The sequence below is a fragment of the Bacillus sp. CPT56D-587-MTF genome, from assembly GCF_058792335.1.
Genome location: NZ_JBYTEF010000001.1, coordinates 5,312,282 through 5,326,928, shown reverse-complemented (window position 1 = coordinate 5,326,928; position 14,647 = coordinate 5,312,282). Strand labels below are relative to the sequence as shown.

Sequence of the window (14,647 nt, the reverse complement as noted above, 5' to 3'; positions counted from 1 at the left end):
CAAATGGCTATCTTGCAAGGTTTAGCACTATTACTTGTTGTACTTTGTCTATTTACACTTTTCAGTTACCGTGCGCCTTACGGAATGAAGGCGATGGGCGCTTTAGCTAATGCAGCAATTGCAAGTTTTCTTATTGAAGCATTTCACCGTTATATAGGTGGAGAAATGTTTCATAATGACTTTTTACAATCAGTAGGAGAAGCTTCCGGTAGTATGAGCGGTGTCGCAGCAGCGATTTTAGTCGCATTAGCAATCGGTGTTTCCCCCGTATATGCTGTTTTAATTGGTATCGCTACTAGTGGATTTGGTATTTTACCAGGATTTTTCGCTGGATACGTTTGTGCCTTCGTCGTGAAATTTCTCGAAAAGAAATTACCAGCTGGTGTGGAATTTTTAGCAATCCTATTTATCGCTGCACCAATCTCACGCGGAATGGCAATGCTTATGGATCCGCTCGTTAACGCCACACTTGGTAAAATCGGTTCTATGATTTCAGTTGCAACTACAGAAAGTCCTATCATTATGGGTATTATGCTTGGTGGATTAATAACAGTTATTTCTACCTCTCCACTGAGTTCTATGGCACTAACTGCAATGCTTGGATTAACAGGTTTACCAATGGCAATTGGTAGTCTGGCTGTAGCAGCTTCAGCCCCAATGAACTTTATTTTCTTTAAACGCTTAAAAATTTGTTCAAAGAAAGATACAATTGCTGTAGCAATCGAGCCTTTAACACAAGCCGATGTTGTTTCAGCAAATCCGATTCCAATTTATGCGACAAACTTCGTTGGCGGTGCACTTGCTGGTATTATTACCTCTCTGTTCCAGCTCGTTAATAATGCACCAGGAACAGCATCACCAATCCCAGGACTTCTTGTCTTATTCGGATTTAATGACGTTGTAAAAGTAACAATTGCTGCTATATTATGTGGGATCGTTACCACTATTGTCGGATACATCGGATCTATTGTGTTCCGTAAATATCCGATCCGCTCTGCTGATGAAATTCGCGGAGTTACTTCGGAAGAGAAGGTTGCATAAGAAAAAGAGCTATTCCCATCGTTTAGGAATAGCTCTTTTTTGTGTTGCGTAACAGTAAATGAAATTATATCGGCGCAACTCGAATTATATCAGCGATTTTTTTAATATATCGACGTAACTACTCAGCTTCTTCAAATAAAAAAACAGGCCAAATACATGTTTCCGATTCGAAAACATGAAAAGAAAATACTCCAATCAGAGAAAGAATCTATGCCAAATAGAGAAATTCTCTTATGAAGTCGTGTTATTCCAAGGAACCGTTCTAGTTTCTATGACTTGGTTTATCGCTTGTAAGACCGATTGTTTTTGTTTTTTCATGGTACTCATAAAGCTTCGTATCTGACAAAAAGATTCTGCGCCTTTCTTACTTCGGAAAGTCCCAGACACTTTCTGTTTTACTTTCGTCATCCGAATATCCCGTTCTGCTTGATTGTTATCAAATGGAATGGCTGGATGTTCTAAAAACGCTAGAATTCTGTCAGAATACTTGACGAAGCGATTCCATAAATTTTGAGAAGGCGTCTGCTTTCCTTTCTTCTTTTGTTTCGTGGAAAGAATCTGTTGTTCTTTCAATATGGATTGATACATAATAAACAGATTCTTTTGCGTCGCTTTTGGCATGGTACCTTCGGATTGCTTTTTCATCGTCAACGCTTGCGTTAGAAATTTCTGCATCTGTTGTGCCCATTGTTCTCCAGTACTATCTATAATTCCTTGTAAATCTCGTAAGAGATGGGCATTACATAAAACGTGACGACAATCTGTATACGCATCATACGATTTCCAACCATCATGCATCGCAATTCCAGAAAAAGATGGCAAGATTTCTCCAGCATCCATTGCTTCTTTTCCACGTTTTTGATGAATATGTTGCAATGTCACCTCCGGTGTACTGGCAGTATGTAACCATTGTGTTTTGTTTTCTACACGCATACCAGTTTCATCAAAATGGACAACAGGAGACTGCAGAATCTTTTCCTTTACTTCTTTTATGAATGGCTGCAATTGAGAAGCGAAAGCCTGTGTATGATTTACCAGGGTTCCTTCGCTTATAGAATGTCCAAAACAATCCTGAAAGAATTCTTTTGTTCGCTTCAAAGAAATGCATTGATAATGCGTTAAATAGGGAATCAGTCTTTTTATATTTGGACCATATTGAACAGGACGAGATACTGTCGAAGGAAATTGGGCTTCTTGGATAGAATGGCAATGTGGGCATTCTTTCTGTTCTACTTTATGTTCTGTCACTTCGATCTGAATAGGTGGTAAGTCATACACTTGGCGAATGCGATACCCTTTTACAGGCTCGTGGTTCAAGGAAGTATGACAACAAGTACAATATGTAGGAGAATGTGTAATCGTATGATCTGGAGTCGCTGTCAAACCAAGAGTATGTCCCTTGTGGCCCAACTGGCCACCCGTTTGACGATGAGACGGTTTGCGCAAACTTTTTGTAACGGGCTTACCCAAACCATCTGTAGAAGGTGGCTTATGACTATTTTTGGAGTTTTTTTTTGAAGCATTTTCTAGTTCTTGTATACGTTTTTCTAACTTAGAAAATGTTTCTTCAAATAAAGAAATAACAGCTTCAGGTCCTTTTTTATATGTATCTAAAATAATTTTTCGATCGACCATAAGATTCACCTCCCCTGTTTGATATACTCAGTATTTACAAATGGGAGGCATATGAAACTAGTAAAATTTAAAAAAGACACCGAAAGGTGGCTGAGTAGTTACATATCGACTTACCGACACATAACGAAAAAATAAGAGCCCTCTAATCATATAGAGGGCTTTTATTTTATCTAGCTGCAGTGGCTAGAATGATCGGTGGCTTCGCTTCTTCCTTCGAGGCAAAAAGCGCCTTTTGCAGGAAAGAACCTTAGCCGCCGGGCCTAAACAGTCGGCTTCACTTTTATTTTACCCAACCGAGCAGCATTTCCCGCACGAATTTGCTTGCTGCGACTGGTGTTTGATCACTATGGTCGTAGACTGGAGCTACTTCTACCAAGTCTGCTCCAACTACATTTATATTTGAATTTGCAATTGCTACGATGGAATCTAATAATTCTTTAGATGTGATACCGCCAGCTTCTAACGTTCCTGTTCCTGGAGCGTGAGCTGGGTCTAATACATCAATGTCGATTGTGACATAGACTGGGCGGCCAGCAAGTTTCGGTAATACTTCTTTTAACGGTTCTAATACGTCAAATTTGTATAAGTTCATACCTACTTCTTTCGCCCATTCAAATTCTTCCTTCATTCCAGAACGAATTCCGAAAGAATATACGTTTTCCGGACCAATTAAATCACACACTTTACGAATTGGTGTAGAGTGGGATAAAGGCTCCCCTTCATACGATTCACGTAAATCAGTATGAGCATCCATGTGGATGATTGCTAAATCCGGATATTTTTTTGCCATTGCCTTAAAAATTGGCCAAGACACTAGGTGCTCACCGCCGAGACCTAGTGGAAACTTATCGGCATCTAAAAGTTTTGATACATACTCTTCAATCATGTCTAAGCTGCGTTGTGCGTTTCCGAATGGTAATGGGATATCACCCGCATCAAAATATTTTACCTCTTCTAGTTCACGATCTAAATACGGGCTATATTCTTCAAGACCGATTGATACTTCACGAATACGTGCAGGGCCAAAACGAGATCCCGGACGGTAACTTACTGTCCAATCCATAGGCATCCCATAAATAACTACCTTTGACTCTTCAAAACTTGGATGACTTTTAATAAATACTTTACCTGAATAAGCTTCATCAAAACGCATATTCTTTTCCTCCTTATGTGGAACTTAAGGTATCCCAACCTTTCACTATTTCTCAAATTTGGAGCGAATTGCTCCTCTTTCTCGATTTACCGGGTCTTCTTTTTAACAACAAGAAGACGATTTTCTCTACAGAAGTGTAAGTAGCTAGCATGTTCAAGTCTTCTGGACAAACACCTTAAATGAGCTACTTACACTTTATTTGTTTGATACAATTCTCTTACTTAATTAAATCGCCAACAAATTTCGGTAATGCGAATGCTGCATTGTGTAATTCTTTTGTGTAGTATTTCGTTTCGATTTCGTGGAAACGCTCTTCACTTACTTCTAATGGATCATGTTTTTTAGATCCAATTGTGAACGTCCAAAGACCACTTGGGTAAGTTGGAATGTTTGCTGTGTATAAACGAGTGATTGGGAAGATCTCTTTTACGTCTTTAAACACAGTTGTAATTAACTCTGGTGTGAACCAAGGGTTGTCCGTTTGTGCAACGAAAATACCATCTTCTTTTAACGCTTTTGAAATTCCAGCGTAGAAGCCTTTTGTAAATAGGTTTACTGCTGGTCCTACTGGCTCAGTAGAATCTACCATAATTACATCGTATTCATTTTCGCTTTCTGCGATATGTAGGAAACCGTCTCCTACTTTTACTTCTACACGCTCATTATCTAATGCGCCTGCAATTGATGGTAAGTATTGTTTAGAGTACTCAATTACTTTTCCATCGATTTCAACAAGAGTTGCTTTCTTTACACTTGGGTGTTTTAACACTTCACGAATAACACCACCATCACCGCCACCAACAACTAATACGTTTTCAGGGTTTGGATGTGTAAATAAAGGTACGTGCGCTACCATTTCGTGATAAACGAACTCGTCCTTTTCTGTTGTCATAACCATGCCATCTAAAATAAGCATGTTTCCGAACTCTTCCGTTTCAACCATATCAAGTTTTTGGAATTCTGTTTGCTCCGTATGTAATGTGCGGTTAATACGCGCCGTAATCCCAAAATGTTTTGTTTGTTTTTCAGTGAACCATAGTTCCATCGTACAATCACGCCTTTCAATGCAAATTTATAATAGGGACATCATTAATGTCCCCTAACAAAAATAAAACAAAACATCCAAAATGTATAGTTAAAAGTACAAAAATACCGAAAATATATTTTAGTCAGAGGGTTCTAACATATGTGCGGAAAGGGTTTGCACCGTAAAAGGAAAGAAAACCCTTTCTTAAGAAAGGGCTTTTGTCTCTATTTCTACTGGTTTACGAATTGGAATTAGGATCATAATACAACCAACTAACACCACAATTCCACCTACTAAAAACGGACTTTGTGGTGAAACAGTATGACCGATAATTCCTGATAAAATCGGAGCAATCGCACCACCTAACCAACGAACAAAGTTATAAACACCTGACGTAACAGATCTTTCATAAGGTGAAATATCCATTACATAACTTGTGTATAATGCATTGTTTAAGCCAGACGCCAATCCTGATAAAACGATAAGAGTAATTTGTAACCACATAATTTTCACAAAGAATAGTGCAATTAAGAAAATCGCAAATACGAGTAAACTACCCTTCAATAATGTTTTTGGTTCATATTTCCCTTCTAGCTTATGTGCTAAAATTGCAGAACCGTAAGCTAACGCGAGTCCCCATCCGCAAAATACAAAGCCTAATTGAATAGCTGATAAATGCATAATAAGTGGTGAATATGCTAACACGACAAAAAATCCGTAGTAGTATAGCATCCCTGAAATGGCACCTTGCATAAATGGTTTATACTTCACCAGGTTAAGTAATCCCCCTACGCCAGCAGCCTTACGCTTCACTTTTCGTTCTGGTTCTTTTACAAAAAAGAATACTAAAATAAATGCTAAGAAAATTAAAATACTCGTCGCGAAAAACGGATAACGCCAAGAATGACCACCTAATATCCCGCCTAATAACGGTCCGCCAGCCATACCTAAGCCGATAGCTGCTTCGTATAATCCTACTGCTTCATGAACTTCTTTACTTAATGCAATCAATAAAGTCATCGCCGTCGCGAAGAACATCGCATTCCCTAATCCCCATCCAGCGCGGAAAAGAGATAATTGAGCAATCGTTTGTGACATACCACATATAAACGCAAATACAGTCACAATCGCAAGACCGATTGTCATCATCCGTTTATCACCAAATCTCGATGCAAATATACCAGCTGGTAACATCATAATTGCCATCGTTAAAATATAAGCGGTAAATAACATTTCAACTTGCCAATGCGATCCACCAATTTTCTCTGCAATAATCGGCAAAATTGGGTCGACTACTCCTATACCCGAAAAGGCAAGGAAGGTAGCCACCACTGTAATCAATCTCCCTAGTTTTTGTTTGCTCTCCATTTTGATTACTCTCCTTTTGTGCTCTCTAAAAATGTTACTGCACGATGTAAACTATCTTCTAGTTCTGCCTTTACACGTTGCATTTGCTCCATTTTTTCGTCTAACGTTTGCACTTGTTTTTCAAGCATATCTTTAATTTCTTGAATCACTTCACGATCACGAGGATTTTCGCTATTTCTTCTTTGCTCCATTCTTTCTTTTAGTGATAAGAAATGCTGCATTTCTTGAAGTGTGATTCCTAGCACTTCTTTCGCTTCTACAATTCTTTTAATTCTGGCAATATCCTCATCCGTATACAGACGGATATTTCCCTCACTACGTTCTGGGGGATGAATTAAACCAATTTCCTCATAATAACGAAGTGTACGTTTTGTTAAACCGACTTGCTTTGTTACTTCATCAATTTTATACATGTTTATTCCTCCCTTCACTTGATTATTACATTTTACGTTAACGTTAACTTTTCTGCAACTGTTAGACTTTTGTAAATGTTTGTCATATTCAATTGTATTTTCCCTAAAGCAGTTTCATAATAAAAGAAAAGAGATAATAAGGAGAATTTCACATGAGTAAACCACTTATTTTCGCTCACCGCGGAGTAAAAGGAACACATCCCGAAAATACGATGATTGCCTTCCAAGAAGCAGAACGCATTGGTGCTCACGGAATTGAACTCGATGTCCATTTATCAAAAGATGGTGAACTTGTCGTAATTCACGATGAAACCGTCGATCGTACAACAAATGGCGTTGGACTTGTTTCTGAAAAAACGGTAGAGGAACTACAATTATTGGACGCTGGTAGCTATAAAGACCCTTCTTTCCATGAAGCAAAAATCCCAACGTTGCGTGAGGTTTTCATTTGGCTTTCCACAACGAACTTACAACTAAATATTGAATTAAAGACAGATGTTATTCATTACCCAAATATTGAGGAAAAAGCTGTTGCACTTGTGCGTGAATATCATCTTTCTAATCAAATTGTATTTTCATCATTTAACCATGACTCTGTTTCATTATTAGCAGAAATTGCTCCTGAAATCCCAAGAGCAATTTTATATGATACACCACTTACTGATCCAATTTCCGAAGCAAAACATAGAGAAGCAAGTGGATTACATCCAAACTTCCAGTTATTAACGAAAGAATTTGTGCAGTTAGCACAAGAGCAAGGATATGTTTTCCGTCCATATACAATTAACGAATACAAAGATTTACAAACTATGATTGATTATGGTGTAGATGTCATCATTACCGATTGGCCAGCACGTGCCTTTGAGCTCCTTTCTTAATGGAAGGAGCTTTTTATTTTCGAAATTTCATTGTTTAAAATAAACGAAAACCCTCAATACTAATACAATAACGCTTGTATTAATGAGGGGCTGAAAAAAGATGGATCAAACTATGAATCCAAAACTTAAAAAATATAAACGTCTTTTCTTCACCGCAATGTTTTCGTGCGTCCTTTTCTTCGTTTTTTCTTTTTTTGTTATTATTATAGTTGCAAAAATTATGGGACCTCCTCCTGTTGCGGTCCCGCAAACAAGCGTCTTTTACGCAAACGATGATACTGTTATTGGACAAAGTAACGAAATTCAAAAACGTTACAATGTCTCTCTTAATGAAATTTCACCTTATGTAAAAGAAGCGACCCTTTCTATTGAAGATCAAAGATTTTATAAACATCACGGCTTCGATGTGAAACGGATTGCAGGTGCAATTGTTGCTGATTTAAAAGCGATGGCAAAGGTACAAGGAGCTAGTACAATTACACAACAATACGCGCGTAATCTGTATTTAGATCATGATAAAACGTGGAAACGAAAATTATTAGAGGCAATGTACACTATCCGCCTTGAAGTAAACTATAATAAAAATCATATTTTAGAAGGATATTTAAATACAATTTATTACGGACATGGCGCTTATGGCATCGAAGCTGCGTCCCGTCTATATTTCGATAAAACGGCAAAAGAGTTAACATTAGCAGAAGCTAGTATGCTGGCAGGTATCCCGAAAGGGCCAAGTGTCTATTCTCCCTTTTTGAAAGAGGATCGCGCTAAAGGACGACAAGCTCTCATATTAGATGAAATGGTGAAGCAAGGATATATTACGAAGCAACAAGCAACCTTAGCGAAGAAAGAGACACTAACTTTTGCCTCATTAGATACGAAAAAAGTAGCAGAGGTCGCACCATATTTCCAAGATGCTGTACAAGCTTCGCTTCTTCGTGATGTTGGATTAGACGAACAAGCTTTACAACGAGGTGGCTTACGAATTTATACAACGCTAGACCCTAAACTACAAGCTGTAGCAGAACAAGCTGTAAAAGATCATATACCTGACACAACAAACATACAAACTGCTCTCGTCTCTATGAATCCAACGACAGGTGAAGTGGCTGCTCTTGTTGGTGGAACTGATTATAATATGAGTCAATTTAACAGGGCTACACAAGCCGTTCGTCAGCCTGGTTCTACATTTAAGCCATTTCTATATTATGCGGCATTAGAACGAGGATTCACGCCTGCTACGCGCTTAAAAAGCGAATATACTGTATTCACCCTAGGTGACGGCGTTTCAAAGTATAAACCGAAGAACTATAAAGATTATTATGCAGATGATTTCGTAACGATGGCACAAGCTCTCGCAGTCTCTGATAACATTTATGCTGTGAAAACGAATTTGTTTTTAGGAGATGACACGCTAGCAAAAACAGCGAAACAATTTGGAATTAAAAGTGCATTAAAAGATGTGCCTTCTCTAGCTCTCGGTACATCACCAGTAAAACCAATTGAAATGGTTAACGCTTATAGCATGTTCGCAAACGGTGGAAAAGAAGTAAAACCTACTTTCATTCGCCGCATTATGGATCATGAAGGAAATATATTATACGATGCTCATTTAGAGAGTAAACAAGTTCTCGACAAGAGCAAAGCATTTGTAATGGAAGAAATGATGACTGGTATGTTTAATAAGAAACTAAGCAGTTATGCTGCTGTAACTGGCCAATCGATGTTATCAAAATTATCAAGAACATATGCCGGCAAATCTGGTTCTACTGAAACGGATAGTTGGATGATCGGATTTACTCCGCAAATCGTAACAGGTGTATGGGTCGGATATGATCAACCTAAATCTATTTCAAACGTAGCAGAACAGGGGTATGCGAAGAAAATATGGACTGATACGATGGAGAAGGGCTTAGATGGACAGCCTAAAAAAGAATTTAAACAACCAAGTGACGTCGTAGCGGTTAATATCAATCCAGAGAACGGTAAAATTGCTACAAAAAATTGTCCTATTTCTGTGAAAATGTATTTCGCTAAAGGTACCGAACCGACTGAATATTGTATGGATCACGTCGATGATAAAGAAGAATTTGAAAAAACAACTGAAGAAAAGAAAAAAACAAGTTGGTGGAAAAAATATCTTCCTTGGTAAAAAAAATAGCTGACGGGCATCCGTCAGCTATTTTTTATTCACTTAATAATGCACGGCGCAATTCTTCACTAGATTCGTTCCAAATCGCTTCATTATGTTCTTTCAAGAACGTACCAAGTACCTTTTTAGATGATTCATCCATATGGTCAACCATAATGTGACGCTTCAATGATTTATCCATTTTATTTACGTGTTCTGGAAGTGATTTATATCCGCGGCGAATCTCACGGTCAACTGTCATTTCACAAGCTGTTACACCTGCGTAATACGCACCTGTCGCAGTTCTTTCAATTGTTACCCAAACAAGCCAAAATGGTTTTCCATTTGGAACTTCATCTTTATTTGTTAAAAACTTAATACCTTTTTCTACTGTACTACGCGCATGCATCGCACCGATATCAACGAATGCAGTCTTCTCTAGTACATCAACAAATACAGGTGAAATGTTTTCTAAGCTTAATGCTCCAACACCAAACCCACCATGTCCATCTGTTGAATCATTTTTCACGATATTAAAACCGATTTTTTTCTTTTTCTCTGTCATATGTAAAATCCTCCTCACTTAAAAATTATAAAAGGCCAAAAATAGGCGCAATGATGCTGTCTAAAAATACAAATACATGCGGAATAACTACCTGGAAAATAGGTTGAATTGTGTAATTACTAAGCGGTGTAATAACGAGAATTAATAACGCAATTGCCCCGTATTTTTCATACTGTGTCATTTTTGCGCGAATATTTGCTGGCGCTAAATCTTCCACTACGCGATACCCATCAAGTGGCGGGATGGGTAATAAGTTAAATACAAGTAAAACGATATTCAGCATAATAAAAATCTGGAAAAATTGAGCTAACGTATCTGCCACTGCAGATGGAATTGAGTATAATACACCAAATTTTAATAAGCTATACCAAATAATTAAACCAATTGCACTCAAAATTAAGTTACTAATCGGCCCTGCAATTGAAACTAATATACCTGCCAGACGCGGTCTTTTAAAGTTATATGGATTAACAGGAACTGGTCTTGCCCAACCGAATCCAAGAATTAATACTGCAATCAAACCGATAGGGTCTAAATGGGCCATCGGTGATAACGTTAAACGCCCTTGTCTCTTTGCTGTATCGTCCCCAAATTTATATGCAACATATGCATGTGCAAATTCATGAACGGATAGTGCAATAATAATTGCCATTGCTACTAACGGAATTTCGTGCAATGGATATCTAAATAACTGATCCATACTTCATCTCCTCTTCCATATGTCAAAAAAAGAAATTATTTGTTTTTTCGATTGTTCTTCCCCATAATCCGCTATAATAAGAGTGTAACTTACATAAAAGGAGCGATTGTACATGCCATACGTAACAGTGAAAATGCTAGAGGGACGCACAGAAGAACAAAAGAAAGCTCTTGCTGAGAAAGTAACAGCAGCAGTAAGCGAAACAACTGGTGCTCCTGAAGAAAACATCGTTGTTTTCATCGAAGAAATGTCTAAAAACCATTATGCAGTTGGCGGAAAACGCTTAAGCGACAAATAATTTCAAGTTTTTTCATAAGAAGCAGCCATTAGCTGCTTCTTATTTCTTTCCTTCTAACAACTCAATAATTCTCTCTTTATATTTTCCTTTTCTTCCATCTTCATAGATTAAATCATGTGGATAGAATAGCTTTTGATCCGTTCTTTTCTTACCTGTAATCGCCTCAACAATATCCGACTCACGTGAAAGCTCTCTAAGCTCTCCGTTTGGCATAAGAAGTAGGATTGGTAGACGCTCCTCTTCTTCTCCTGCACGATAAAAGTCATACGGTAAGTCTGATGTTGAATCAACTACTAAATAATACTCCGGATCAAGTCCAATCTTTTTAAATAAACTACTTAATTCCATCCAATTATCTAAACCGTGTTTATCTGTAAACTCTACATATTTAAATAGATTTCGATTCATAAAACGGCGGCATAAATCGCTTAAAATTGGATCTTCTTCTTCCTGCCATACTTGGAAGTAGTAATACATAACGTTCTCGTCTAACTTTAAATAATCCTCTACTGTTACTTCTTCTTCAAATAAAGAATAGAAATGAACAGGATGATTTTTAAATGTATAATACTTCTCGTGCAGTGATTTCGCACGGTGTAAAATCTTCGTTAAAATAACTTCTGCACTTCGCGTTACCGGGTGGAAATATACTTGCCAATACATTTGATAACGACTCATAATGTAATGCTCAACAGCATGCATACCACTATTTTTAATGACTACTTGATTCCCATACGGACGCATTACACGCAGTATACGTTCCATATCGAAGTTTCCGTACTTTACGCCTGTAAAATAAGCATCTCTTAATAAATAATCCATACGATCCGCATCAATTTGACTCGAAATCATACTAATCGCTAATTTATTAGTAGACGTTTTTGCAATTACATCTGCTACCTTTTGTGGAAACTCCTTATCAACACGACTTAATACATCATTAATCTCCGTATCGCCAACGATAATCTTTTGCGTAAATTTCTCATGATCTAATGAAAATACTTTTTCAAACGAGTGAGAAAATGGGCCGTGGCCGACATCATGAAGTAATGCCGCACATAAACATAACAATCTATCTTCAGCATTCCAATTTGGTCTGCCATCAAACACATCATCAATCATACGACGAATAATTTCGTATACACCTAACGAATGAGTAAAGCGACTATGCTCTGCACCGTGAAATGTAAAAAATGTCGTTCCAAGCTGCTTAATACGGCGCAAGCGTTGAAATTCTTTCGTTCCGATTAAATCCCAAATAACACGATCACGCACGTGCACATATTTATGTACTGGGTCTTTAAACACTTTTGTTTCGCTGAGTTTGTCGTTTAAATATACCACTTTCCGACATCCCCCTTTCTTTACTACATTCTTACTTTATATTATAAACGAAATGAGAAACAGAAAGAAATGAAAGACTGTATTAATTCCCTTTATAAAAAGAAAAAATCACCTTTACCGAAGTAAAAGTGATTTCCTTTATACATTATTTACCTAAAACGAATTCAGCAACTTCGTCTAAGATCATATCTTTCCCAAGTGGGAAGTAACCTTTGTTTAAGTCTTCATTTTTAATTGTAAATACGTGGTTGTTTTTAACAGCGTTCATGTTTTTCCAAATTGATTCTTCTTGGAATTCTTTCAAGCGCTGAGAACCGTCACCAGTTGTAAACACGAATAAGTAATCTGGGTTGTAATCAATTAAAGCTTCTTTTTGTACTTGTACTAACGGTTTATCAGTTGGTGTCCCTTTAACTGCTGGTAGTTTTAAATCATTAAAGATTACGCTACCGTAACCGTAGTCACCGTATACACGGAAAGCATTTGGATATGCAGCCATTTTCATAAATGTTGCTTCACCAGTTTTAGCGACGATTTTGTCATGTAATTTGCTTGCTTTTTCATCATACTTTTTGAACCATTCTTTTGTTTCTTTTTCTTTACCGAAGATTTGACCTACTTCTTCAAATTTTGGACGCCATTGATCTAATGGAGTGTTTAACATAACTGTTGGTGCAATTTTAGATAATTGGTCATAAATCTTTTCTTGACGATTATTTACAAGAATTAAATCTGGTTTTGCAGCAGCTACTGCTTCGATGTTAATTTTATCGCCCCAAGCAGAACCAACTGGTTTAACGTCTTTTAGTTTCTTTTCAATATGTGCATCAATTTTTTCTTGAGATGTATTAGCAGTAATAACCGGTTTCATACCGAAAATTAATAATTCTTCTGTTGAACCACTAAGGTCAGCAATTTTCTTTGGGTTTGCAGGAATTTTAATTTCCCCTTTTGCATGTTTTACAGTGCGCTCTTCAGTCTTTGCATCTGCCTTCTTTTCTTCTTCTTTGTTAGAACAAGCTGCAAATAGTACAGAAGTCACAACTAGTACCATTGCTAATAGTGCCATTTTAAAATTCTTCATGTTCCCACTCCTTCTAGCTGTATTTATCTTATAAGTTACAACGAACTATAAGAAACAAATATAACAATTAATTAATATATATTTATTAATTGTTGTTAATAACCCATTCTAACGGGCGTTCAACTTCCCATTCTTATATAAGAAGCTCAACGTCCATTAGAAGTCCCCCTCTTCACGAGGGGGTTCTACTTATGCTTTTTTACGCAATTGATTACTAATCATCGCTAAATCATATGTTAAACAAATTGGCTTACAGTTTACTGGACATGGAACGATTTGAGCTTCAATCTCAAATACGTTACGAAGTGTTTCACTTGTCATAACTTCATCTGGCGTTCCTTGTTTCATTAACTTACCTGCTTTTAATGCAATCATATGATCGGAGAAACGAGAAGCGTGATTTAAGTCATGGATAACCATAACAATCGTTCTACCTTCTTCTTCATTTAACTTTTTCAATAAGTTTAATACTTCTAATTGATGAGCCATATCTAAGTACGTCGTTGGTTCATCCAATACAAGTAATTCTGTTCCTTGTGCAAGAGCCATTGCAATCCAAACACGTTGACGTTGACCGCCTGATAGCGCTTCTGCTGGACGATTCGCAAATTCTTTCATTCCTGTCACTTCAAGTGCCCAGTTAATATAGCGATAATCCTCTTCTTTCAACGTGCCAAACCCTTTTTGATGGGGGAATCTTCCATATGACACAAGCTCAAATACAGTAAGACCCGTTGGCACTTCTGCAGTTTGTGGTAAAATCGCCATTTTCTTTGCAATTTCTTTCGTTGGCTGTTTCTCAATTGCTTTTCCGTCAAGATAAACAGTACCTTGCTTTGCCTTCAAAATACGAGACGCCGTTTTTAATAATGTGGACTTCCCACAACCATTTGGTCCAATAATTGTTGTAATTTTCCCTTCCGGAATTTCAACTGTTAATCCATCAATAATTAAACCTTCATTATAGCCAACCGATACCGCATCCACCGCTAAAGTTGCCATACGAAAAG

Annotated in this window: 14 protein-coding genes; 4 read left to right on the top strand and 10 right to left on the bottom strand. The window is 37.4% G+C overall.

Features of this window, described 5'->3' with window-relative positions:
* The first annotated feature begins 3 nt into the window (after positions 1-3).
* Positions 4-1,041 (top strand): PTS sugar transporter subunit IIC, encoded by a 1,038-nt coding sequence (locus AC3WVZ_RS27655; RefSeq protein WP_000996319.1) that lies wholly within the window; start codon positions 4-6, stop codon positions 1,039-1,041.
* Between the two features lie 231 nt (positions 1,042-1,272).
* On the opposite strand, the gene tnpC is transcribed toward AC3WVZ_RS27655, so the two are convergent.
* From tnpC to AC3WVZ_RS27630, 5 genes are all read right to left on the bottom strand, one after another.
* Positions 1,273-2,676 (bottom strand): IS66 family transposase, encoded by a 1,404-nt coding sequence (tnpC, locus tag AC3WVZ_RS27650; RefSeq protein ID WP_100910632.1) that lies wholly within the window; start codon positions 2,674-2,676, stop codon positions 1,273-1,275.
* A 280-nt stretch (positions 2,677-2,956) separates the two neighbouring features.
* Positions 2,957-3,829: an agmatinase gene (gene speB / locus AC3WVZ_RS27645; RefSeq protein ID WP_001209831.1), complete on the bottom strand. Its 873-nt coding sequence runs from the start codon at positions 3,827-3,829 to the stop codon at positions 2,957-2,959.
* A 217-nt stretch (positions 3,830-4,046) separates the two neighbouring features.
* A complete protein-coding gene (speE, locus tag AC3WVZ_RS27640) occupies positions 4,047-4,874 on the bottom strand; it encodes a polyamine aminopropyltransferase (RefSeq protein WP_000424696.1) in 828 nt (275 codons plus the stop codon).
* 186 nt (positions 4,875-5,060) lie between these two features.
* Entirely contained in the window at positions 5,061-6,224 is a 1,164-nt protein-coding gene (locus AC3WVZ_RS27635; RefSeq protein WP_233935704.1) for an MFS transporter, read from the bottom strand.
* 5 nt (positions 6,225-6,229) lie between these two features.
* Complete coding sequence (locus AC3WVZ_RS27630) at positions 6,230-6,637, bottom strand: MerR family transcriptional regulator (protein ID WP_000276560.1); 408 nt, start codon at positions 6,635-6,637, stop codon at positions 6,230-6,232.
* A 152-nt stretch (positions 6,638-6,789) separates the two neighbouring features.
* On the opposite strand from AC3WVZ_RS27630, the gene AC3WVZ_RS27625 reads away from it, so the two are divergent.
* Positions 6,790-7,515 (top strand): glycerophosphodiester phosphodiesterase, encoded by a 726-nt coding sequence (locus AC3WVZ_RS27625; RefSeq protein ID WP_000042779.1) that lies wholly within the window; start codon positions 6,790-6,792, stop codon positions 7,513-7,515.
* Between the two features lie 100 nt (positions 7,516-7,615).
* Positions 7,616-9,667, top strand: a complete 2,052-nt coding sequence (locus AC3WVZ_RS27620; RefSeq protein ID WP_000372958.1) for a transglycosylase domain-containing protein — start codon at positions 7,616-7,618, stop codon at positions 9,665-9,667.
* A 34-nt stretch (positions 9,668-9,701) separates the two neighbouring features.
* Here the strand turns inward: AC3WVZ_RS27620 and AC3WVZ_RS27615 are convergent, their stop codons facing one another.
* Positions 9,702-10,211, bottom strand: a complete 510-nt coding sequence (locus tag AC3WVZ_RS27615; RefSeq protein ID WP_000136678.1) for a YwhD family protein — start codon at positions 10,209-10,211, stop codon at positions 9,702-9,704.
* A gap of 25 nt (positions 10,212-10,236) precedes the next feature.
* Complete coding sequence (locus tag AC3WVZ_RS27610; protein ID WP_000372445.1) at positions 10,237-10,911, bottom strand: site-2 protease family protein; 675 nt, start codon at positions 10,909-10,911, stop codon at positions 10,237-10,239.
* A gap of 112 nt (positions 10,912-11,023) precedes the next feature.
* Here AC3WVZ_RS27610 and thmT point away from each other — a divergent pair, with 112 nt between their 5' ends.
* Positions 11,024-11,209, top strand: a complete 186-nt coding sequence (thmT, locus tag AC3WVZ_RS27605; protein ID WP_001147171.1) for a 2-hydroxymuconate tautomerase — start codon at positions 11,024-11,026, stop codon at positions 11,207-11,209.
* 39 nt (positions 11,210-11,248) lie between these two features.
* Here the strand turns inward: thmT and AC3WVZ_RS27600 are convergent, their stop codons facing one another.
* From AC3WVZ_RS27600 to AC3WVZ_RS27590, 3 genes are all read right to left on the bottom strand, one after another.
* The gene (locus tag AC3WVZ_RS27600; RefSeq protein WP_000262730.1) at positions 11,249-12,553 is read right to left on the bottom strand and encodes an HD domain-containing protein; all 1,305 of its coding nucleotides are present in this window, start codon (positions 12,551-12,553) and stop codon (positions 11,249-11,251) included.
* Between the two features lie 145 nt (positions 12,554-12,698).
* The gene (locus AC3WVZ_RS27595; protein WP_000787724.1) at positions 12,699-13,637 is read right to left on the bottom strand and encodes an ABC transporter substrate-binding protein; all 939 of its coding nucleotides are present in this window, start codon (positions 13,635-13,637) and stop codon (positions 12,699-12,701) included.
* Positions 13,638-13,826: 189 nt separating this feature from the next.
* Positions 13,827-14,639: an ABC transporter ATP-binding protein gene (locus AC3WVZ_RS27590; protein ID WP_000212068.1), complete on the bottom strand. Its 813-nt coding sequence runs from the start codon at positions 14,637-14,639 to the stop codon at positions 13,827-13,829.
* Positions 14,640-14,647: the final 8 nt, after the last annotated feature.